The organism is Serratia sp. 22264, assembly GCF_052045345.1.
Lineage (GTDB): Bacteria > Pseudomonadota > Gammaproteobacteria > Enterobacterales > Enterobacteriaceae > Serratia > Serratia plymuthica.
In genome coordinates this window covers 49,494-70,858 of the sequence record NZ_JBQEOY010000008.1, presented here as the reverse complement: position 1 = coordinate 70,858, position 21,365 = coordinate 49,494, and the positions used below count along the sequence as shown (strand labels likewise).

The window sequence follows — 21,365 nt, the reverse complement described above, 5'->3', positions numbered from 1 at the left end:
TTGCTTTTTTCTCCCTCGGCCGTGGCCCTGTTTGCGCTCCGCTTCGCATTTTATTTTGGCCTGTTGCCTGTTGCATAGAAAGGTTGCGCAGAGCGCTTCAGCCTGAGTAAACCTCGCTTCCCCGTTTTGCCCCCTTGAGTACACTGGCCGTCATGAACGACAACCTGATTTTCAATACAGAAGACCAGCGCGGCATGACGCTGATTGAACTGCTGGTGGTGATCACCCTGGCGGGCATGCTCACCGGCTGGGGCGTCAGCCATTGGCGCCATTATCAGCAGAGCCTGCGGCTGGAACATACCGCTCAACAACTGCTGGGGTTTCTCACCCGGATGCAGGCAGACGCTAATTGGCGCAATCGCACGGCGCTGTTGGGGTTTAAAACCGGCGATCCCTGGTGCATCGGCAGTAATCCGCCACTTTCGGGGTGCGAGGGACATAGCGATGACCTATTCCACCCGCATTACCGGGATGTAAGACTGACAGATCACACCCAAAAGGAAATGGGATTTTATGGATTACGCAATAACGCGCAGGCTGGGCATATTGTGCTCAGCAACGGTGCCGGCAGCCTTCGATTGGTGCTGTCCGCCAAAGGGCGGCTGCGCTTGTGCAGCGAGGACGTAAGCATGCGGGGGATTACGGCATGCCAGCCCTAGAGCGAGGTTTCACGCTGCCGGAGGTGATGCTGGCGCTGACGTTCGGCAGCCTGATTATGCTGGCGGCGGCTAAAACCTACCCGGTGTTGCGGCAGCACAGTGTCGATGTCGGCCGGCACTACCGGCTGGAATCGGTGCTTCGGCAGTTGGCGTTCGGCATTGAGAAAGATCTGCGTCGCGCCGGTTTCTGCGCCGGTAATTGCCACGGGCGGGCATTACTGATTGGCCATGCACCGGGAGAGGCCGCAGGCAGTTGTGTGATCATGGCTTACGATATCACCCGTAACGGCCGCTGGGAGACGCTTGGCGCAGATGCCGGATATTTTGGTTACCGGCTGCGACAGGGGGCGCTGGAAGGGCAACGCGGCGTAACCCACTGCCACGGCACGGGTTGGGAGCGGTTACTGGATAACGACGAAGTGCGCATTGAAACTTTCAGCGTCAAATCGGTCGCGGGCAGCAGCGGCAAAACATGGGTCATGTTGTCGCTGGCCGGGCGTTCGAAGGCGGATGACGCTATACGCCGCAACTTGTACTGGGCGATTAACATGGCCTCGCTACCATGAGTGCCGTCGGGCAGCGTGGCGGCAGTACGCTGGCGGCAGTGATGCTGCTGTTGGTGATGGGGCTGATGTTGTTGAATGCCCAGCATCGCCAACTGGATAGCGCTTTGCTGCTGGCCGCCGATCAACAGCGCTATCTGAAGGCATACAACCAGGCTGCTTCGGCGCTCAGTTGGGGCGTGGCGCAGTCCTGGCCCCGCAACCGGTTAGGGGCCAACGGCTGGTGGTGCCAGCAAACCGCAGAGCTGCGCGCCTGCGCCAAATTGTCCGCCCAGGCGGGGATTGTGCTGGTGCGGGGGGACGGGGCGATGAGTGAAGGGGAGCCGTTGCGATTATATCAATTGACCAAACCGGATGGCACGGGCAGTACCTTTGAGCTAAGGGCGGAAATCGGCGGTTGGCTGGATTTTTGCCCCGAAAAACGGGAAACGGACTGTGCGGATTAACGTGCGGGTGGCTCCCGCAGCAGGGCTATGGCGCCAACGAGGTTTCAGCCTGCCGGAAGTGCTGATTGCCGCATTGCTGTTCGCGGTGTCGCTGCTGGGATTGTTACAGTATCATCAGGTGCTGTTGCACTCTTTTCAGCGCCAGTGGCAGTATCGGCAAGCATGGTCGTTGGCGCACCAACAACTGGAAGTCTTTGCGGCCACCGGTCGCACGGATGCAGAACTGTTGCCTTTGCCGCCCGGGTGGCAGCGCGAGATGCGGCTGAACTCTCCGCAAGCCGCTTGCCAACGGCTGACGGTAAGAATACAAACGCCTCAGCGGCAGTGGGCTGAATTGAATCGCTGGTACTGCACCGCCGGTATCCCGGCAGATATTATGTTTTAAGGGAGCACCCATGTTTAGGGTTTATCATTCCAATCAGTTGGATTTGCTGAAAACGCTGACCAGCACGTTGATAGCCAGAGAGCCATTGGCCGATCCCTTTCAACAGGAAGTGGTGCTGGTGCAAAGCCCGGGTATGGCGCAGTGGTTGCAGATGCAGCTCGCGGAACAGTTTGGCATCGCCGCCAATATCGTCTTTCCACTGCCTGCAACCTTCATCTGGGACATGTTCACCCGGGTTTTGCCCGGCATCCCGAAAGAGAGCGCCTTCAGTAAAGACGCCATGACCTGGAAACTGATGTGGCTTCTGCCGGATCTTCTCACCCGGCCGGAATTTGCCCCGTTGCAACATTACCTCACCGACGACGGCGACAAGCGTAAAATTCATCAGCTTGCCGGCCGAGTGGCGGATTTGTTTGACCAATACCTGGTGTATCGCCCGCAATGGCTGGAAAGCTGGCAAAAAGGTGAAAGCATTGATGGGCTGGCGGAGGCCCAGCAATGGCAGGCACCGCTGTGGGCGCGGCTGGTCGAATATACCCATGAGCTGGGGCAACCGGAATGGCATCGTGCAAACCTGTATCGTCGCTTTATCAGCGTGCTGGAAAAGGCGGAACGCTGCCCGGAAGGGTTACCGCCGCGGGTGTTCATCTGCGGTATCTCGGCGCTGCCGCCGGTGTATCTGGAGGCCTTGCAGGCGCTGGGTCGCCATATTGATATTCACCTGATGTTCACCAATCCGTGTCGCTACTATTGGGGGGATATTCAGAGCCAGTCATTCCTGGCCAAATTGCAGAGCCGCAAGCGGCGCCATTATCAGGATAAAACGGAATATGCATTATTCAGAGATCCCGATAACGCCGCCGCGCTGTTTAATGCTGAAGGCGAACAAGATCTGCCCAACCCGCTGTTGGCTTCATGGGGCAAGTTGGGGCGTGACCACCACTTTTTACTCTCGCAGATAGAATCCGCACAGGAGATTTTTGCGTTTGTAGATATCCCTGCGGATAACTTATTGCACGCCATTCAGCACGATATGCTGGAGTTGAAAAATAGCGCCGTCATCGGCACCACGCTGGAGACGCTGGAGAGCAGCGCGACCAAACGCCGGCTCGATCCCGAGGATCGCTCTATCAGCCTGCACGCTTGCCACAGCCCGCAGCGTGAGGTGGAGGTTTTACACGACCAGCTGTTGACCATGCTGGCGGAAGATCCTGCGCTGACGCCGCGCGATATCATCGTGATGGTGGCAGATATCGACAGCTACACGCCTTATATTCAGGCGGTGTTCGGCAATGCCTCCCCTGAACGCTATCTGCCGTTTGCGATCTCTGACCGCAAGGCGAGCCAGTCGCACCCGGCGTTGCAGGCGTTTATCTCGCTGCTGGATCTGCCGCAGAGCCGTTTTACTTCCGAACAAGTGTTGGCGCTGCTGGAAGTGCCGGCGCTGGCGGCGCGTTTCTCTATCCAGGAGGAGGGGCTGCGCCTGTTACGCCACTGGGTTGGGGAGTCCGGTGTCCGCTGGGGGCTGGATGACGACAACGTACGTGAACTGGATCTGCCGGCCACCGGCCAGCATACCTGGCAATTCGGCATTACCCGAATGCTGTTGGGCTACGCCATGGACAGCAATGCCGGGGACTGGCAGGGTGTGCTGCCTTATGATGAATCGAGCGGGCTGGTCGCGGAGCTGGCCGGGCAGTTGGCCGAACTGTTGGCCTCCCTCAGCCGTTGGCGGCAACGGTTGACCGAGGCGCGTTCTTTGTCGGAGTGGCTGCCGCTTTGCCGCCAACTGCTTGATACCTTCTTTGAGCCGGACGGCGAAACCGAGGCGGCACTGGCGCTGATTGAGCAGCAGTGGAGCAAAGTGTTTGAACACGGGCTGGCGGCGCGCTACCCCGATGAGGTGCCATTAACTATTCTGCGTGACGAACTGGCTGCGCGTCTCGATCAGGAACGTATCAGTCAACGCTTCCTCGCCGGGCAAATCAACTTCTGCACGCTGATGCCGATGCGTTCCATTCCGTTCAAAGTGGTTTGTCTGCTGGGCATGAACGACGGGGTTTATCCGCGCACTTTGCCGCCGCTGGGCTTCGATCTGATGGCACAGCAGGTAAAACGCGGCGATCGCAGCCGCCGCGACGACGATCGTTATCTGTTCCTGGAGGCGATTCTGTCGGCACAGCAGCGGCTGTATATCAGCTTTATCGGTCGTTCCATTCAGGATAACAGCCTGCGTTACCCTTCGGTGCTGGTAACCGAACTGCTGGAGTATCTGGAGCAAAGTTATTGCCTGCCGGGTGATGAGGCGCTGGACGCCGATGCCAGCGCACTGAAGGTCGGTAAACACTTGCTTAGCTGGCACGCGCGCATGCCGTTCGCCGCCGAGAATTTTTTGCCCGGCACGGAAGCGCAAAGCTATGCCGCCGAATGGCTGCCCGCAGCTGATAAACGCGGTGCGGCGCATCCGCCGTTTAACCAACCGCTATTGCCTGATGAGCAGACCCAGATCTCGCTGGATGATTTGCTGCGGTTCTATCGCCATCCAATCCGCGCGTTCTTCCAACTGCGGCTGGGGGTCAGTTTTATCCTTGAAGAAACCGAATTGCCGGACGAAGAGCCTTTCATCCTGGATAATCTCAGCCGCTACCAGCTCAACAGCCAATTGTTGAATACCTTGATTGACGGCGAGGATGCCGCCCGTTTGTTCCAGCGGGCGCGTGCCGCCGGCGGCTTGCCTTTTGGGCCCTTCGGCGAGATTTACTGGCAGAAACAGCAAGAGGAGATGAGCGAACTGGCCGAGCAGGTGCGCGCCGAACGCAGCGAGGGGCACAGTCTGGAACTGGATATCGACATTGCCGGGGTGCATATCAGCGGCTGGTTGCATCAGGTACAGGAGGATGGGTTGCTGCGCTGGCGGCCGGCCACCCTGTCGGCGGTTGATGGCATACTGTTGTGGCTGGAACATCTGGCTTACTGCTGCGCTGGCGGCACGGGGGAAAGCCGTATTTATGGCCGCAAAGGCGCCGCGTGGCGTTTTGCCGCGTTAACCGCCGAGGATGCCCGCGAGCAGTTGGCTGAGCTGGTGGCGGGTTATCAGCGTGGTTTATGCCAGCCGTTGCTCTTGCTGAATAAAAGCGGTTGGGCGTGGCTGAGCCAGTGCTATCAACCGGAAACCCAGAGCATTGACTGGGATGAAGAGGTACAAATCAAAGCGCGGGCCAAGTTATTGCAAACCTGGCAGGGCGATCAGCGTATTCCTGGAGAAGGCGAAGACGCCTATGTCCAACGAGTATTCCGTCAGTTGGACAATGCCTGTTTAGAGCAAATTCTGGCCGAAACAGAACGTTACCTGTTGCCGGTGGCGAAGCATAATTTAGGCTGATCCCTTGGCATGACCTTAGGTCACATCCCCGGTGGTACTGATTGCCCTGAGGTGGTAAAAATAAGCAGGATTATATTCAACTATCGGGGTTAGCTCCGGTCTTACATAACGTACAGGTATATAGCCTTTTGTTGTGTTGTTTTGATGCACACCGCCAACGTCAGGGATTTGGCGTAGCGGTGTCAGAATAGGGGTTCATTTTGGATATGCGCAGACAGTTGGCCCGCATTACCGGGTTAGTATTATTGGCCATGTGTTGGGCACCGTTAAGCTGGGCCGCACAGGGATGGCAACCGCTGGCGGAGAAGATCAACAAAAGCGATCACGATCCACGCCAATATCAGGCGATTAAGCTGGCAAACGGCATGACCGTCTTGTTGGTATCCGATGCTCAGGCGCCAAAATCATTGGCAGCACTGGCGCTGCCGGTGGGATCGCTGGAGGATCCGAACAGCCAACTTGGGCTGGCGCACTACCTGGAGCACATGGTGCTGATGGGGTCCAAGCGCTATCCGCAGCCGGAAAACCTGGCGGAGTTTCTGAAAAAGCACGGGGGTAGCCATAACGCCAGCACCGCGTCTTATCGCACCGCGTTCTATCTGGAAGTGGAAAACGACGCGTTAGCGCCGGCGGTAGACCGCATGGCGGACGCCATTGCGGAGCCTCTGCTGGATCCCGGCAATGCCGATCGTGAACGCAATGCGGTCAATGCCGAACTGACGATGGCGCGTTCACGCGACGGCATGCGCATGGCGCAGGTCGGGGCGGAAACGCTGAACCCGGCTCACCCGAGCGCGCGTTTCTCTGGCGGTAACCTCGATACCCTGAAGGACAAGCCGGGCAGCAAGCTGCATGACGAACTGACGTCATTCTACCAGCGTTATTATTCGGGCAACCTGATGATGGGTGTGTTGTACAGCAGCAAGCCATTGCCGGAACTGGCCGAACTGGCGGCCAATACGTTCGGCAAAGTGCCCAATCGCGAAGCCAGCGTGCCGCCAATTACCGTCCCGGCGGTCACCCCTGAACAGCAGGGCATCATTATCCACTATGTGCCGGCACAGCCGCGCAAGCAGCTGAAAGTGGAGTTCCGCATCGATAACAACAGCGCTGAATTCCGCAGTAAGACCGATACTTATATTAGCTACCTGATTGGCAACCGTAGCCAAAATACCCTGTCTGACTGGCTGCAAAAACAGGGGCTGGCGGATGCGATCAATGCCGGGGCCGATCCGATGGTGGATCGCAACGGCGGGGTATTCTCAATCAGCGTATCCCTGACCGATAAAGGCCTGGCCAAGCGTGACGAGGTGGTGGCCGCCATCTTTAACTACCTGAAAATGCTGCGCAGCGAAGGCATCAAGCAAAGCTATTTCGATGAGATCTCCCACGTTCTCAACCTGGATTTCCGCTACCCGTCGATCACCCGCGATATGGACTACATAGAATGGTTGGTGGACACCATGCTGCGCGTGCCGGTAGAACACACGCTGGATGCGCCTTACCTGGCCGATCGCTATGACGCCAAGGCGATTGCCGAACGGCTGGACGCCATGACGCCGCAAAATGCGCGCATCTGGTTTGTCAGCCCGAATGAGCCGCATAACAAGATGGCCTATTTCGTCAACGCACCTTATCAGGTTGATAAAATCGAGCCGCAGCGTTTCGAACAGTGGCAGCAGTTGGGCAAGGGGATCAGTCTCTCGTTGCCTGCGCTGAATCCGTATATTCCCGATGACTTTACCCTGAACAAACCGTCTCACGAGTTCAAGAAACCGGAAATGGTGGTCGATCAGCCGGGTCTGCGGGTGTTGTATATGCCAAGCCGTTACTTTGCCGACGAGCCGAAAGCCGATGTCACAGTGGCGTTCCGCAACGCAAAAACCATGGACTCCGCACGCAATCAGGTGCTGTTTTCGCTGACCGACTATCTGGCGGGTATTTCGCTGGATCAACTGAGTTATCAGGCCTCGATTGGCGGGCTGAGCTTCTCGACTTCGCCGAACAATGGCCTGATGTTCAATGCCAACGGCTTTACCCAGCGTTTGCCGCAGTTGCTGACCTCGCTGATTGAGGGCTATTCCAACTTCACGCCGACGGAAGATCAACTGGCACAGGCCAAATCCTGGTATCTGGAACAGCTGGATTCGGCTGAGAAAGGGAAAGCGTTCGAGCTGGCGATCCAACCGGTGCAGATGGTTTCCCGCGTGCCGTACTCCGAGCGCAGTGAGCGCCGCGAGGTGCTGAAGACCCTGACGCTGAAAGACGTTCTGGCATACCGCGACAGCCTGTTGGCCGACGCCACACCGGAGTTGCTGGTGGTGGGCAACATGAGCAAGCAACAGGTGGATACTCTGGCCTCAACGCTGAAACACCGCCTGGGCTGCACCGGTATTGAATGGTGGCACGGCGAAGACGTTGAAGTGGCTAAAAAACAGTTGGCTAACCTGCAGCGTTCGGGCAGCAGCACCGACTCGGCGCTGGCGGCAGTCTATGTGCCGACCGGGTATGATGAAGTGACCGGCATGGCTTACAGCTCGCTGCTGGGGCAGATTATCCAGCCCTGGTTCTACAGCCAACTGCGTACTCAGGAACAATTGGGTTATGCGGTGTTTGCTTTCCCAATGTCAGTGGGCCGCCAGTGGGGAATTGGTTTCCTGCTGCAAAGCAACAGCAAGCAGCCGGCATATCTGTATCAACGCTATCAGGATTTCTACCCGAAAACTGAAAAGCGCCTGCGTGAGATGAAAGACGCGGATTTTGAACAGTACAAGCAGGCGATGATCAACGAACTGAAGCAGCGCCCGCAAACCTTGAGCGAAGAAGCCAGCCGCTTTGCCAATGATTTCGATCGCGGCAATTTTACCTTCGATACCCGCGAGAAGCTGATTGAGCAGGTTAAGCAACTGACGCCGGCCAAGCTGGCGGATTACTTCCACCAGGCGGTCATCCAGCCGCAGGGGTTGGCGGTGCTGTCGCAGGTCAGCGGCAGCGGGCAAGAGAAAGCGGATTATGCCGTGCAGCAAGACTGGGTCACCTATCCAAACGCCTCTGCCCTGCAGCAAACTCTGCCGCGTAAGGTGGCGACACCATGACAGAGACTGCCCCGCAGAGGCTTGATCCGCTGACGCTGCCGCTGTTTGGCGAACGGCTGATAGAAGCGTCGGCGGGGACCGGCAAAACCTTTACCATAGGTGCGCTGTATCTGCGCCTGCTGCTTGGCCTGGGCCAGGCGGCGGCCTTTCCCCGGCGGCTGACGGTGGAGGAGATTCTGGTGGTGACCTTTACCGAGGCGGCCACCGAAGAACTGCGTGGGCGTATTCGCAGCAATATCCATGCGTTACGCATTGCTTGCGTCCGCGGTCTCAGCAAGGACCCTTTGTTGTCTGCGCTGATGGCGGAGATTGACGATCTGCCCGATGCCGCCGCGCAACTGCTAGCGGCCGAACGGCAGATGGACGAAGCGGCGATCTACACCATCCACGGTTTTTGCCAGCGCATGTTGACCCACAACGCCTTTGAGTCCGGCATTCTGTTTGAGCAAACGCTGGTGCAGGATGAATTGCCGCTACGGCGTCAAGCCTGTGCAGACTTTTGGCGTCGCCATTGTTATCCGTTACCGCTGGGCGTCGCCCGGGCGGTGAGCCAGGAGTGGAGCGGCCCGGAGGCGCTGCTGGCCGATCTTTCCGGCTATCTGAGCGGCGAAGCGCCAACGTTGCGTCGGCCACCGAAAGATGAAGAAACGGTATTGGTGCGCCATGAGCAGATCGTGGCGCGCATTGAGGCTATCAAAGCACAGTGGCAGGCGGCGGCGGGGGATCTGGAGACGCTAATCAGCCAGTCCGGCGTTGATAAGCGCAGCTACAGCAGCAAACACCTGCCTAACTGGTTGCATAAAGTGGGCGAATGGGTGGTGCTGGAAACCCAGGATTACCAACTGCCGAAAGAGCTGGAAAAATTCCGTCAGTCAGTGCTGCTGGATAAAACCAAAAAGGGCGATCCGCCCCGACATGCCTTGTTTGTGGCAATAGATGAGTTGTTTGATGAGCCGCTGACGCTGCGCGATTTGATAATGGCGCGGGCGCTGAGTGAGATTCGTCTCTCCATTCAACAGGAGAAACGCCAACGCGCCGAACTGGGTTTTGACGATCTGCTAAGCCGGTTGGACAGTGCGCTGCAAAGTGAAGGCGGCGAGCGGTTGGCGCAGGCGATTCGCCAGCGTTATCCGGTGGCGATGATCGATGAGTTCCAGGATACCGATCCGCAGCAATACCGTATCTTCCAAAAGCTCTACGTCGGCCGGTCGGAATGCGGCCTGTTGCTGATAGGTGACCCGAAACAGGCTATTTATGCCTTCCGCGGTGCCGACATCTTTACCTATATGCGCGCCCGTTCCGAGGTAAGCGCCCACTACACGCTTGAGACTAACTGGCGCTCGTCACCGGCAATGGTGGGTAGCGTTAACCATCTGTTTACTCAGGTAGAAAAACCCTTCCTGTTCGGTCAAATTCCCTTTATTGAGGTGGCCGCCGCCGAGAAAAATCGCGGGTTGGCGTTTGAGCTGAATGATCAGCCACAGCCGGCGATGCAGTTTTGGCTGCAGCAGGGTGAAGGCGTTGGCGTTAGTGAGTACCAACAATTGATGGCGCGCCTGTGCGCCACGCAAATCCGTGACTGGCTCAGTGCTGGGCAACGTCAGCAGGCCTGGCTGGTGGACGGCGAAAAGCGGCGGGCGGTGCAGGCTTCCGATATTACCGTGCTGGTGCGCAGCCGCAATGAGGCGGCGTTGGTGCGTGATGCGCTCAGCGCTCTGGCCATCCCGTCGGTCTATTTGTCCAACCGCGACAGCGTGTTTGATACGCCGGAAGCCAAGGATTTGCTGTGGCTGTTGCAGGCGGTGCTGGCGCCGGAGCAGGAGCGTACGCTGCGCAGCGCCATGGCGACCGGGCTGATGGGGTTGGATACGCAGGCGCTGGACGGCTTGAATCGCAACGAACGCGCCTGGGATATGCTGGTCAATGAGTTCGATGAATACCACACGCTCTGGCTGCGCCGTGGTGTCTTGCCCATGCTGCGTGAGGTGATGAATGAGCGCCACCTGGCGGAAAATCTGCTGGCCAGCCCCGGCGGCGAGCGTCGATTGACCGACGTGATGCACTTGGGGGAGCTGTTGCAAGAGGCCTCTGCGCAACTCGACAGCGAACATGCGCTGGTGCGCTGGCTGGCACAGCAGATTGCCCAGCCAAATCGCCAATCCGACAACCAGCAACTGCGGCTGGAAAGCGATCGCCATCTGGTGAAGGTGATCACCATCCATAAATCGAAAGGGCTGGAGTTCGATCTGGTCTGGTTGCCGTTCGTCGGCAATTTCCGCCAGCAGCAGCAGGTGCTGTACCACGATCGGCAGAGTTTCCAGGCCCTGCTTGACCTTAACGCCGATGAAGAAAGTATCGAATGGGCGGAAGAAGAACGGTTGGCGGAGGATTTGCGCCTGCTGTACGTAGCCTTGACCCGTTCGGTATACCACTGCAGCATCGGCATGGCGCCATTGATCCAGGGCACACGCAAGAAACAGGGTGATACCGATTTGCACCGCAGCGCGCTGGGTTACCTGGTGCAGGCCGGCCAGGCCGGAGATGCGGCCTGGCTGCAACAACGTCTGCAGCAACTGGCTGGAGGGGGAATTGCGCTGTCGTTGGTTGAACAACTGGATGAACAGGCCTGGCTGCCCCAAGCGCCGGCGTTAACCGAACTGGCGGCAAAAAGTTTCACGCGCCCGGTGCAGGATTTCTGGCGGGTGACCAGTTACACCGGCCTGCAGCAACACGGCTCTGGCCTGATGCAGGATCTGCTGCCACGGCTGGATGTCGACGCCGCAGGCGAACAGGCACTGGACAGTGAGCCAGCGCTCACACCGCATACCTTCCCGCGCGGCGCTGCACCGGGAACCTTCCTGCACAGCCTGTTTGAAACGCTGGATTTCACCCAACCCCTTGATGAGCAATGGCTGTTTGAACAGTTGCAACAGCAAGGGTTTGCCGAGCACTGGCAACCGGTACTGCTGGCATGGATGCAGGTGTTGCTGAATGTCCCGCTCAATGATGCCGGTGTTTCGTTGTCGGCGCTGGCACCGCAGCATAAACAGGCCGAACTGCAGTTTTACTTACCCATAGAAAAGCTTTTGCAGGCGGGCGAGCTGGATAAGCTGGTGAAAAAACACGATCCGCTTTCAGCCCGCTGCCCGACGCTGAATTTCCAGCAGGTGCAGGGAATGTTGAAGGGGTTTATCGACCTGGTGTTTTGCTGGCAGGGAAAATACTACCTGCTGGATTACAAATCCAACTGGCTGGGAGAGGACAGCAGCGCTTATACCCGTGCGGCGATGGAGCAGGCGATGGCGGAACACCGCTACGATCTGCAATATCAGCTGTACACGCTGGCACTGCATCGTTATCTGCGCCATCGGTTGCCGGATTATGACTATCAGCGCGACTTCGGCGGAGTGATTTATTTGTTCCTGCGCGGGGTAGACGCACAGCACCCGGGAAACGGCATTTTCGCCTGCCGCCCAGCGACGCAGTTGGTGGAAGGCATGGACCGCCTGTTCAGCGGCGAAGCCATTACGGCGGAGGATGAACCATGATCGCTCTACTGGAGCGTGCGCAGGCACTTGGCGTGCTGCGCCCGCTGGACTTGCAGTTCGCCCGTATAGTGGCCGGGGAGGAAGAGCCTGACATTTTGCTGGCTGCAGCTTGTCTCAGCGCAGAGGCCGGCGCCGGCCATGTTTGTTTGATGCTGGAGCAGTTACTGCCGGAAAATCTGTTTGAGGGGCGTCAGCCGGAATTGGCTCAAGCCGTGTGGCTGGCGGCTGGGCAACCGGATCTTGCCCGTTGGCAGCAGCGCCTGACGGCCAGTGCGGCGGTGGGTGACGGCAGCAGCGCCATGCCGATGGTGCTGCAACAGCAGCGTTTGTACCTGCAGCGCATGTGGCAGAACGAAGGCGAGGTGGCAGAGTTTATCAGCAGCGACAGTATCCATCAGGCGGTTGACGAGCCCGAGCTGCGTGCCATTCTCGATCGGCTGTTCGGCGAGGCGACGAATGAGCCGGACTGGCAGAAAATTGCTGCCGCAGTGGCCGCGACGCGGCGTATTGCTGTGATTTCAGGTGGGCCGGGCACCGGCAAAACCACCACCGTCGCCAAATTGCTGGCGGCGCTGGTACAGCTTGCCGATGGAAGGCGCTTGCGTATTCAACTGGCGGCACCCACCGGCAAGGCGGCGGCGCGTCTGACCGAATCGCTCGGCAGCGCCGGCAGGCAGTTGGCGTTAACCCCAGAGCAACGCGCGCTGTTCCCCACCGATGCGTCGACGCTGCACCGCCTGTTGGGCGCTCAGCCCAATAGCCAGCGCATGCGTTATCACCGCGGCAACCCACTGCATCTGGATGTGCTGGTGGTGGACGAGGCTTCAATGGTCGATCTGCCGATGATGGCGCGTTTGATTGCCGCATTGCCCACCCAGGCGCGGGTGATTTTCCTTGGCGACAGAGATCAACTGGCGTCGGTAGAGGCCGGTGCTGTACTGGGGGATATCTGCCGTTTTGCCGAGCAGGGATACAGCGCGGCTCGCGCGGAACAACTCACCCGGCTGACCGGCTGCCTGTTGCAGGGGCAAAGTGCACAGGCAGAAGCGGCGGTACGAGATAGCCTGTGCCTGCTGCGCAAAAGCTATCGTTTTGATGCCGATTCGGGCATTGGCCAATTGGCCTTTGCGGTGAATGCCGGTGACGGCAAGCGGGCGGCTTGGGCACTCAGCGGCAGCTTCAGTGACGTTGCGGGTTACCCATTGGCAGAAACGGAGGACTATCAGGCCCTGCTGAACGCCTGTGTAGCAGGCTATGGTGATTATTTGCAGCGGGTCGCCGCCAGGGCGGATGCGGGAGAGGTGCTGGAGGCGTTTGGTCGTTTCCAGGTGCTGTGCGCGCTGCGCGAAGGGCCATTCGGTATCGCCGGGCTGAACGAGCGTATCGAGGCGGGGTTGCAACGGGCCGGGCTGATCCAGCGTACGCCAGGGGCTTTGGGGCGTTGGTATCCCGGTCGTCCGGTGATGATTGGCCGCAACGACAGTGCGCTGGGGCTGTTTAACGGCGATATCGGTATCGCCTTGCGTGATGAGAGCGGCGAGCTGCGCGTGCACTTCCAACTGCCGGACGGCAACATCAAATCGGTGCAACCGAGCCGTTTACCGGCGCATGAAACCGCCTATGCAATGACGGTACACAAGTCCCAGGGATCGGAGTTTGATCATACGGTGCTGGTGTTGCCCAATCATTTCCTGCCGGTACTGACCCGTGAACTGGTGTATACCGCCATCACCCGCGCACGTAGTCAGCTTTCGCTGTATGCCACCGATAGCGTGCTGATGCGGGCGATCCGCACGCCAACCCAACGCCGCAGCGGGTTGGCGGAGCGCTTGCAGATAACGGTATAAAAGCGAAACGGGTACTGAGGCTTTCAAACTGCAGTCAACAAGGCTACAGCTTGAAAGAAGACGGGCGTAGGCCACGCCCGCAGAGGATTACAAGTCCGCCAGCAGAATCTTCGAACGGCGTTGGTAGTTGTACAGCGCCTGTTTTTGCATCGGCAGCACGTCCACTTCCGCCGGCGTGAAACCACGCTCCTGGAACCAGTGGATGCTGCGTGTGGTCAGCACGAACAGCTTTTGCAAACCCATCTGACGCGCCTGGCTTTCCACCCGTTGCAGCAGCATTTCCCCGCGGGATGAGCTGCGATAATCCGGGTGTACCGCCACGCAGGCCATCTCGCCGATTTTCTCTTCCAGGAACGGATACAGCGCCGCACAGGCGATGGTCAGATTATCGCGCTCAATAATAGTGAATTTGTCGATCTCCATTTCCAACTGCTCACGGGAGCGGCGAACCAGAATACCCTGTTGTTCAAGCGGGCGGATCAGTTCCAGAATGCCGCCGATATCGTTAATGGTCGCCCGGCGCACCTGTTCGGCGCTCTCCATGACGATCTGGGTGCCGATACCGTCGCGTGAGAACAACTCTTGCACCAGCGCTCCGTCTTCCTGATAGCTGATCAGGTGGCTGCGGCGCACGCCGCTGCGGCAGGCCTTCACCGCACCGCGCAGGAAACGTACGGTGCCTGAATGGTAATCGCCGCTGGCTTCGCGTTCTTCGATACGTTTTTGCGCGTCATTGGGGAACAGCTCGGAAATGATATTGCCTTCCGGATCGGTGACGCCCTGCGACGAGCAGAACCCGATCATTTTTTCCGCCTTCAGCTTGATGGCCAACTGGGTGGCCACTTCTTCTGACGTCAGGTTAAAGCTTTCGCCGGTAACGGAAACGGCGACCGGACCGATCAGCACGATGGCGTTACTGTCGAGTTGACGGTGGATCGCTTCTTCATCAATACGGCGAATACGGCCGCTGTGGCAGTAATCCACGCCGTCATCAATCCCTAACGGCTGGGCAATGATAAAGTTGCCGCTGACCACGTTGATGTGCGCGCCCTGCAGCGGCGTATTGTTGAGGCTCATCGACAGCCGTGCGGTGATGTCCAGTTGCAGCAGGCCCGCCGCCTGCTTAACCAGCTCAAGCGTGTGGGCGTCGGTGACCCGGGTATGCTTGTGATAAATAGGTTCGTAGTTATGCTGCGCCAGATTGCTGTCGATCTGCGGCCGTGCGCCATAGACCACCACCAAACGAATCCCCAGGCTATGCAGCAGCCCGATATCGTTGACGATGTTGGAAAAATTCTCATGCTCTATGGCTTCTCCCCCAAGCATGACGACAAACGTCTTGCCGCGGTGGGCGTTGATATAGGGAACTGAGTGACGGAATCCTTGAACAAGCTCGGTACTACGTTCCTTCACGGCAAAACCTCTTTTGCATATTTATACGATATTTTTGTATTTTTATTCTTTTATTGCCTCGATGGCAAGCGGGAAATTGTCTGTATTTATTTGCGGAAGGGGCTAATGGGGTAATAAATTGAAAAACCTTGGAAAGATTTTCTGATGACAGCGCCGGGAGGATTCGTTAAAGTTTTTGCCATTCCCGTTTTATCGGCGTTTTTTCATCTGTTTTAACCTGTTACCACTGCCGGAGTCGCATGCCAAACTCAAATCACAATCTGGGCCGCCGTCGTATATTGCAGGGGGTTGCCGCAAGTTGGTTGCTGAGTGTGAGTCGCATAGGCTTCGCTGCATCATCGCACGTGATTGCCGTACGTGTCTGGCCTTCTTCTACTTATACCCGCGTGACGCTCGAATCAAACACCGAACTGAAATATAAACAGTTTGCGCTGACCAATCCCGATCGCGTGGTGGTGGATATCGAAGGGGTGCATCTCAATAGCGTATTGAAGGGCATTGTCGGCCAGGTTCGCGCTGACGATCCCTATTTGAAACAGGCGCGCGTCGGTCAGTTTGATCAAAACACCGTTCGGCTGGTGCTGGAACTTAAGCAGAGCGTCAGCCCTCATATGTTCACTCTGCCGCCGGTACCGGAATATCGCAACCGTCTGGTGATGGATCTGTATCCCAGCAAGGGCGGCACTGGCGAAGACTATGATCCGCTATTGGCATTACTGGAAGATTACAACAAGGGCGATCTCGAGCGCACTTTGCCGGCCGAGGCGCCGCAGGCAGGCAAGGCGGGGCGCGATCGTCCGATTGTCATCATGCTGGATCCCGGCCACGGCGGCGAGGATCCGGGGGCGATTGGCAAATTCAAAACGCGCGAGAAGGATATCGTGTTGCAGATCGCCCGCAGACTGAGCGCGTTAATCAAGCGCGAACCGAATATGAAGGTGTTTATGACGCGCAATGAAGATGTGTTTATTCCGCTGAAGGTGAGGGTGGCGAAGGCGCGCAAGCAGCGTGCCGATCTGTTCGTTTCTATCCATGCCGATGCCTTTACCAGCCAGGCCGCGCGGGGATCTTCGGTCTTTGCGCTATCGACCAAGGGCGCCACCAGTTCGGCGGCGAAATTCCTGGCGCAAACTCAAAACGAATCGGACCAAATCGGCGGCGTAAGCAAAAGCGGCGATCGCTATCTGGATCACACCATGTTTGATTTGATCCAAACCGCAACCATCAACGACAGCCTGAAATTCGGCAAGGAAGTGCTGAACCGAATGGGCAAAATAAACCGTTTGCACAAGAATCGCGTCGATCAGGCCGGTTTTGCGGTGTTAAAAGCCCCCGACATCCCTTCTATCCTGGTTGAGACGGCGTTTATCAGCAATATTGAAGAAGAGCGTAAGCTGCGGACCAGCCATTTCCAACAGCAGGTGGCGGAATCCATTCTGGCGGGTATCAAGGCATATTTCGCCAACGGCGGCGCGGCAGCGCGCGGATAAGGTGTAAGCTGATGCGGCTGGGTGGGGGCCTGGCCGGGTTTTGGCAGATTTCAGATACAAAAAAACACCCGCTAAGGTGCTTATTTGTAGTCATTAAGATTGGTTGCGGAGGCCGGATTTGAACCGACGACCTTCGGGTTATGAGCCCGACGAGCTACCAGGCTGCTCCACCCCGCGTCCGTCTTAATGCTTGTATTATCGAAACCCAACATTCATGTGATACCGCTGGTACAGTATCGGTTGGTTGCGGGGGCCGGATTTGAACCGACGACCTTCGGGTTATGAGCCCGACGAGCTACCAGGCTGCTCCACCCCGCGTCCGTATAATACTTTTTTCATCGAATCCCAACCTTTACGTGATACCGCTGATACAGTATCGGTTGGTTGCGGAGGCCGGATTTGAACCGACGACCTTCGGGTTATGAGCCCGACGAGCTACCAGGCTGCTCCACCCCGCGTCCGATGGAAGCGCACTATACTCTCCGTGCATTTTGTTGCAACCCTTTTTGCAATTAATTGGGTTAAAGCCATCTTTATGCTGAATTAGTCCGCAATTTGCGTTCTTTTTCATCGTTATCCGCCGTGCGGGTTTTTTTATTTGCGGCGATTCCCTTATCTATGGGTGTTTGTTATCGTTCGCCGGTAGATCATATCTGTTTGAGAGTGTGCGCGATGAAAGGACGTTGGGGCAAATACCTGCTGGGCGGGTTGATGGTAGCGGTATTGGCAGGCTGTTCGTCAAAGCCGACCGACCGGGGACAGCAGTATAAGGATGGCCACCTGGAACAGTCGCTGGAGTTGGTGAATCAACCCAACGCCAAAGGCGTGCCGGTTAACGCCAGGGATTACTCGAATCAGCTGATGGAGATTAAAAACGCGTCTCCTGCACTGTTTAATCGCAACAACAGCACCTTTCAGGCAGTGCAAAGCTGGATGGCGGCCGGTGCCGATACCCGTCAGTTGAACCAATACGGTCTCAGCGCCTATCAGATGGAAGGCGTGGACAATTACGGCAACGTGCAGTTCACCGGCTACTATACGCCGGTCGTGCAGGCGCGTTATACCCAGCAGGGTGAGTTCCGTTACCCGCTGTACCGCATGCCGCCAAAAGGCAAAGGCCGCCTGCCGGATCGCGCAGGTATATACTCGGGCGCGCTGGACGACCGTTATATTGTTGCCTACACCAACTCGCTGATGGACAACTTTATGATGGAAGTTCAGGGCAGCGGCTATGTGGATTACGGCAATGGTCAACCGCTGGTGTTCTTCGGCTACGGCGGCAAGAACGGCCATGCCTATCGCAGCATCGGTAAAGTGCTGATCGATCGCGGCGAAGTGGCCAAGGCGGATATGTCGATGCAGGCGATTCGCCAGTGGGCCGATACCCACAGCGCAGCAGAAGTGCGTGAGTTGCTGGAGCAGAACCCTTCCTTTGTGTTCTTCCGTCCGGAGGCTTTTGCGCCGGTACGGGGCGCCAGTGCGGTACCTTTGATTGCCAAAGCTTCGGTAGCTTCCGACCGTTCACTGATCCCGGCAGGCACCACGCTGCTGGCAGAAGTGCCTCTGCTGGACAACAAGGGTAAATTCACGGGAAAATATGAGATGCGCCTGATGGTGGCTCTGGACGTGGGTGGCGCTATCAAAGGCCAGCACTTCGATATGTACCAGGGCATCGGGCCTGACGCCGGCCACTCGGCGGGGTATTACAATCATTACGGCCGAGTCTGGGTGCTGAAAGGCGGTAACACCGGTACGCCATTGTTCACCAGCCAGACTTCTTCCGCTAACGGCGGTTCGTTGTTGGTTACCCGCTGATGACAATAAGTCATAGGGTACGCCGATATTGACCCGCAAGGGCCGGATCTTCCGGCCCTTATCATTTGCATTGTTAAGGTAAGTAACGCGTTATGAGCACAGCCTATTCTGAAGCCTATCTGCAGCGTTTTGGCGGCACGGCACGTTTATACGGCCAGCAGGCGCTGGCGCTGTTTGCCCAGGCGCATGTGTGCGTGATTGGCATCGGCGGCGTGGGTTCCTGGGCGGCAGAGGCCCTGGCCCGTACCGGGATCGGCGCCATTACGCTGATCGATATGGATGATGTCTGCGTCACCAATACCAACCGCCAGATCCATGCATTGCGTCAGCACGTTGGCCAGTCAAAGACAGAGGTGATGGCGGAACGCATTCTGGCGATCAACCCTGAATGCCGGGTAACCTGTATTGACGACTTTATAACTGCGGACAACGCGGCAGAGCTGCTGAACAACAATTTCAGCTACGTGATAGACGCGATCGATAGCGTACGGCCGAAGGCTGCGCTGCTGGCTTATTGCCGTCGTTACAAGATCCCGGTGGTCACTACCGGCGGCGCCGGCGGGCAAATAGATCCGACGCAGATAGCGGTAGCCGATCTGGCGAAGACCATTCAGGATCCGTTGGCGGCCAAGCTGCGCGAGCGGCTGAAGAATGATTTCAACGTGGTGAAGAACAGTAAGGGCAAGCTCGGCATTGATTGCGTGTTTTCCAGCGAACCGCTGGTGTATCCGCAGCCGGACGGCACGGTTTGCGCATCGCGCAGCACCGCGGAAGGGCCAAAAAGAATGGACTGCAGCGCGGGATTCGGTGCGGCGACCATGGTTACCGCTACCTTCGGCTTTGTCGCCGTGTCCCACGCCTTGAAGAAAATGGTAGCGAAAGCCGCACGTCAGGCGTAACGAGCGGCGATCGCTTTCACCGCGGCGGCCAACGCTTCCAGCCCGCTGGCACGGGTGGCGCTGAGCTGAGCGCGCAGCGCCAGTTGCTCAAACAGCGCCAACGGATCCATTGCCGCAATTTGCTGCGGCGTTTTACCTTCCACGGCTGTCAGCACTACCGCCAGCAGGCCGCGTACGATGCGGCCTTCGCTGTCGCCATAAAAATGCAGCGTGCCGTCAGCCAATAATTGATGCCCCAGCCAGACGCGGTTCTCACAGCCGCTGAGCTCCATCTCTGCCGTGCGTAACGGCTCCGGCAGTGGCGGCAACTGTTTCGCCAGCATAATCAGTTGGCGATAGCGATCCTCCCACTGTTTAAGCTCGGTAAATTTTACGATCAGCGCCTCGGCGGTAATTTCGCTGCCAAAGGGATGTGGGGCAAGCATAGCGTCTCCGAAGTTAATTTAGTCGGCCAGCAGATCTATGGCGTTGATCAGCGCTGTCACCAGGTTTTCAACGTCTTCTGTGGTGTTGTAAGGAGCGAATGACGCACGCAGTGTACCGCTGACGCCCAACGCCGCCATCAGCGGCTGGGCACAGTGCTGGCCGGCGCGCAGCGCAATACCTTGCTCTGCCAACAGAGTGACGATATCGCTGTGATGAATGCCGGCAATATCGAATGCCAGCAGGCTGGAACCTGAACAGCGGAAGCTGCGAAAGCCCGGTAACTGCGCCAGCCGTTGCTCGGCCAGATCGGCCAAATCGCGGCTGTAGCGCTCGGCGCCTGCTCTATCCTGAGTGCCAAGCCATTCCAGTGCCGCGGCCAGCCCCAGTACGCCGGCGATATTGGGTGTGCCGGCCTCAAAGCAGTGCGGCGGTTTCTGCGGCGTGAAGCCCTCGAATGACACCTGGGTCAGCATTTTACCGCCGCCTTGCCACGGTGCCATCAGTGCCAGTAATTCGCTTTTTCCGTACAGCGCACCTATCCCGGTCGGGCCATACAGCTTGTGGCCGGAGAAAGCGTAAAAATCAATATCAAGCTGCTGAACGTCGGCCGGACAGTGCACTATGCCCTGCGCTCCGTCGATCATCACGCGCGCGCCGACGCCGTGGGCCAGAGTGATGGCTTGCGCCAGATCCGGGCAACCGCCGGTGACGTTGGACATTTGCCCCAGCGCCAACAGCCGGGTTTTATCGTTGAGCAGCCTGGGGAGCTGTGCCAGGTCCGGCAGGCGATCGGCACCAAGCGGCAATTTAACCACCCGCGCGCCAGTTTGTTCCGCCACCATCAACCAGGGGATCAGGTTGGCGTGGTGTTCGGCTTCGCTCACCAGAATTTCGTCACCCGGTTGCAGCCGGGGGCGGGCATAGCTTTGCGCCACCAGATTGATTGCCTCGGTGGTGCCGCGTACCCAAATAATGTCATCGGCCGTGGGGGCATTGATCAGCGTAGCGACCTGCCGGCGCGCCTGTTCGAAGCGGGCGGTCAAATCCTGCGCCGCGCGGTGTTGGCTGCGATGCACAGTGGCGGCGTCGTCACGGTAAAACTGCTGCGTCGCCGCGATAACCGCCAGAGGCTTCAACGCGGTGGCGGCGCTGTCGAGATAACTTCCCGCCTGCTGCAGGGCCGGAAACTGATTACGAAAATCGGTGGGATTAAAAGGTGTCATACCCTGATTGTCACTGGCTGAGTCAATGGGTGATCCTGTCCTATTTTTTCGTCGGAGACAAGTTCTCCCGTCCATTCGGACTTATCGCCTGGAAATCTCTCATAAGTTTGTTATGCTATTAAGTGCCTACCAAGTAATGGCGTTAAATAACATAAAAGGTTTTTTACAGCATTT

14 protein-coding genes and 3 tRNA genes are annotated in these 21,365 nt (G+C 57.8%); 11 read left to right on the top strand and 6 right to left on the bottom strand.

The features are described 5' to 3' along the window. The first annotated feature begins 152 nt into the window (after window positions 1-152). The 8 genes from ACTJJ1_RS21980 (at window position 153) to recD (ending at window position 13,925) form a co-directional block, all read left to right on the top strand. Window positions 153-659 carry a prepilin peptidase-dependent protein gene (locus tag ACTJJ1_RS21980; RefSeq protein ID WP_440835283.1) on the top strand — a complete coding sequence of 169 codons (507 nt, stop codon included), beginning with the start codon at window positions 153-155 and terminating at the stop codon, window positions 657-659. Then, window positions 647-1,225, top strand: a complete 579-nt coding sequence (locus tag ACTJJ1_RS21975; protein WP_208904361.1) for a prepilin peptidase-dependent protein — start codon at window positions 647-649, stop codon at window positions 1,223-1,225. Before ACTJJ1_RS21980 ends, ACTJJ1_RS21975 begins: the two co-directional genes overlap by 13 nt. Further along, window positions 1,222-1,668, top strand: coding sequence for a YgdB family protein (locus ACTJJ1_RS21970; RefSeq protein ID WP_004952275.1), 447 nt, complete (start codon window positions 1,222-1,224; stop codon window positions 1,666-1,668). The genes ACTJJ1_RS21975 and ACTJJ1_RS21970 overlap by 4 nt, the downstream gene beginning before the upstream one ends. Beyond that, the gene (locus ACTJJ1_RS21965) at window positions 1,658-2,053 is read left to right on the top strand and encodes a prepilin-type N-terminal cleavage/methylation domain-containing protein (RefSeq protein ID WP_440835281.1); all 396 of its coding nucleotides are present in this window, start codon (window positions 1,658-1,660) and stop codon (window positions 2,051-2,053) included. The genes ACTJJ1_RS21970 and ACTJJ1_RS21965 overlap by 11 nt, the downstream gene beginning before the upstream one ends. Before the next feature lie 10 nt (window positions 2,054-2,063). Beyond that, window positions 2,064-5,435 (top strand): exodeoxyribonuclease V subunit gamma, encoded by a 3,372-nt coding sequence (gene recC / locus ACTJJ1_RS21960; RefSeq protein ID WP_409443822.1) that lies wholly within the window; start codon window positions 2,064-2,066, stop codon window positions 5,433-5,435. Between the two features lie 206 nt (window positions 5,436-5,641). Then, window positions 5,642-8,530: a pitrilysin gene (gene ptrA / locus ACTJJ1_RS21955; protein ID WP_062792596.1), complete on the top strand. Its 2,889-nt coding sequence runs from the start codon at window positions 5,642-5,644 to the stop codon at window positions 8,528-8,530. Further along, window positions 8,527-12,078 (top strand): exodeoxyribonuclease V subunit beta, encoded by a 3,552-nt coding sequence (gene recB / locus ACTJJ1_RS21950; RefSeq protein ID WP_440835279.1) that lies wholly within the window; start codon window positions 8,527-8,529, stop codon window positions 12,076-12,078. Before ptrA ends, recB begins: the two co-directional genes overlap by 4 nt. Next, window positions 12,075-13,925 carry an exodeoxyribonuclease V subunit alpha gene (recD, locus tag ACTJJ1_RS21945; protein WP_440835277.1) on the top strand — a complete coding sequence of 617 codons (1,851 nt, stop codon included), beginning with the start codon at window positions 12,075-12,077 and terminating at the stop codon, window positions 13,923-13,925. The genes recB and recD overlap by 4 nt, the downstream gene beginning before the upstream one ends. Window positions 13,926-14,012: 87 nt before the next feature. On the opposite strand, the gene argA is transcribed toward recD, so the two are convergent. Further along, window positions 14,013-15,338 carry an amino-acid N-acetyltransferase gene (argA, locus tag ACTJJ1_RS21940; protein WP_004952264.1) on the bottom strand — a complete coding sequence of 442 codons (1,326 nt, stop codon included), beginning with the start codon at window positions 15,336-15,338 and terminating at the stop codon, window positions 14,013-14,015. Window positions 15,339-15,577: 239 nt separating this feature from the next. Here argA and amiC point away from each other — a divergent pair, with 239 nt between their 5' ends. Next, window positions 15,578-16,828 carry an N-acetylmuramoyl-L-alanine amidase AmiC gene (amiC, locus tag ACTJJ1_RS21935; RefSeq protein WP_004952260.1) on the top strand — a complete coding sequence of 417 codons (1,251 nt, stop codon included), beginning with the start codon at window positions 15,578-15,580 and terminating at the stop codon, window positions 16,826-16,828. A 100-nt stretch (window positions 16,829-16,928) separates the two neighbouring features. On the opposite strand, the gene ACTJJ1_RS21930 is transcribed toward amiC, so the two are convergent. From ACTJJ1_RS21930 to ACTJJ1_RS21920, 3 genes are all read right to left on the bottom strand, one after another. After that, window positions 16,929-17,005, bottom strand: a tRNA-Met gene (locus ACTJJ1_RS21930). Between the two features lie 64 nt (window positions 17,006-17,069). After that, window positions 17,070-17,146: transfer RNA gene (locus tag ACTJJ1_RS21925), tRNA-Met, on the bottom strand. Window positions 17,147-17,209: 63 nt separating this feature from the next. Next, window positions 17,210-17,286, bottom strand: a tRNA-Met gene (locus ACTJJ1_RS21920). Window positions 17,287-17,500: 214 nt separating this feature from the next. Here ACTJJ1_RS21920 and mltA point away from each other — a divergent pair. Both mltA and tcdA read left to right on the top strand, forming a co-directional pair. Beyond that, window positions 17,501-18,643, top strand: a complete 1,143-nt coding sequence (gene mltA / locus ACTJJ1_RS21915) for a murein transglycosylase A (protein WP_006327562.1) — start codon at window positions 17,501-17,503, stop codon at window positions 18,641-18,643. 92 nt (window positions 18,644-18,735) lie between these two features. Further along, on the top strand, window positions 18,736-19,542 hold the full coding sequence (gene tcdA, locus ACTJJ1_RS21910; RefSeq protein WP_004952255.1) for a tRNA cyclic N6-threonylcarbamoyladenosine(37) synthase TcdA: 807 nt from the start codon (window positions 18,736-18,738) through the stop codon (window positions 19,540-19,542). Here the strand turns inward: tcdA and csdE are convergent. Beyond that, window positions 19,533-19,967, bottom strand: coding sequence for a cysteine desulfurase sulfur acceptor subunit CsdE (gene csdE, locus ACTJJ1_RS21905; protein WP_004952253.1), 435 nt, complete (start codon window positions 19,965-19,967; stop codon window positions 19,533-19,535). The genes tcdA and csdE overlap by 10 nt on opposite strands. An 18-nt stretch (window positions 19,968-19,985) precedes the next feature. Then, the gene (csdA, locus tag ACTJJ1_RS21900) at window positions 19,986-21,191 is read right to left on the bottom strand and encodes a cysteine desulfurase CsdA (RefSeq protein ID WP_440835273.1); all 1,206 of its coding nucleotides are present in this window, start codon (window positions 21,189-21,191) and stop codon (window positions 19,986-19,988) included. Between the last annotated feature and the right edge of the window lie 174 nt (window positions 21,192-21,365).

Excerpts from the sequence above, each read along its gene's own strand:
- ptrA (WP_062792596.1), top strand. The coding sequence starts at position 5,642 with ATGCGCAGACAGTTGGCCCGCATTACCGGGTTAGTATTATTGGCCATG.
- recD (WP_440835277.1), top strand. The coding sequence starts at position 12,075 with ATGATCGCTCTACTGGAGCGTGCGCAGGCACTTGGCGTGCTGCGCCCG.
- recC (WP_409443822.1), top strand. The coding sequence starts at position 2,064 with ATGTTTAGGGTTTATCATTCCAATCAGTTGGATTTGCTGAAAACGCTG.
- ACTJJ1_RS21970 (WP_004952275.1), top strand. The coding sequence starts at position 1,222 with ATGAGTGCCGTCGGGCAGCGTGGCGGCAGTACGCTGGCGGCAGTGATG.
- csdA (WP_440835273.1), bottom strand. The coding sequence starts at position 21,191 with ATGACACCTTTTAATCCCACCGATTTTCGTAATCAGTTTCCGGCCCTG.
- ACTJJ1_RS21975 (WP_208904361.1), top strand. The coding sequence starts at position 647 with ATGCCAGCCCTAGAGCGAGGTTTCACGCTGCCGGAGGTGATGCTGGCG.
- amiC (WP_004952260.1), top strand. The coding sequence starts at position 15,578 with ATGCCAAACTCAAATCACAATCTGGGCCGCCGTCGTATATTGCAGGGG.
- mltA (WP_006327562.1), top strand. The coding sequence starts at position 17,501 with ATGAAAGGACGTTGGGGCAAATACCTGCTGGGCGGGTTGATGGTAGCG.
- ACTJJ1_RS21980 (WP_440835283.1), top strand. The coding sequence starts at position 153 with ATGAACGACAACCTGATTTTCAATACAGAAGACCAGCGCGGCATGACG.
- csdE (WP_004952253.1), bottom strand. The coding sequence starts at position 19,967 with ATGCTTGCCCCACATCCCTTTGGCAGCGAAATTACCGCCGAGGCGCTG.
- recB (WP_440835279.1), top strand. The coding sequence starts at position 8,527 with ATGACAGAGACTGCCCCGCAGAGGCTTGATCCGCTGACGCTGCCGCTG.
- tcdA (WP_004952255.1), top strand. The coding sequence starts at position 18,736 with ATGAGCACAGCCTATTCTGAAGCCTATCTGCAGCGTTTTGGCGGCACG.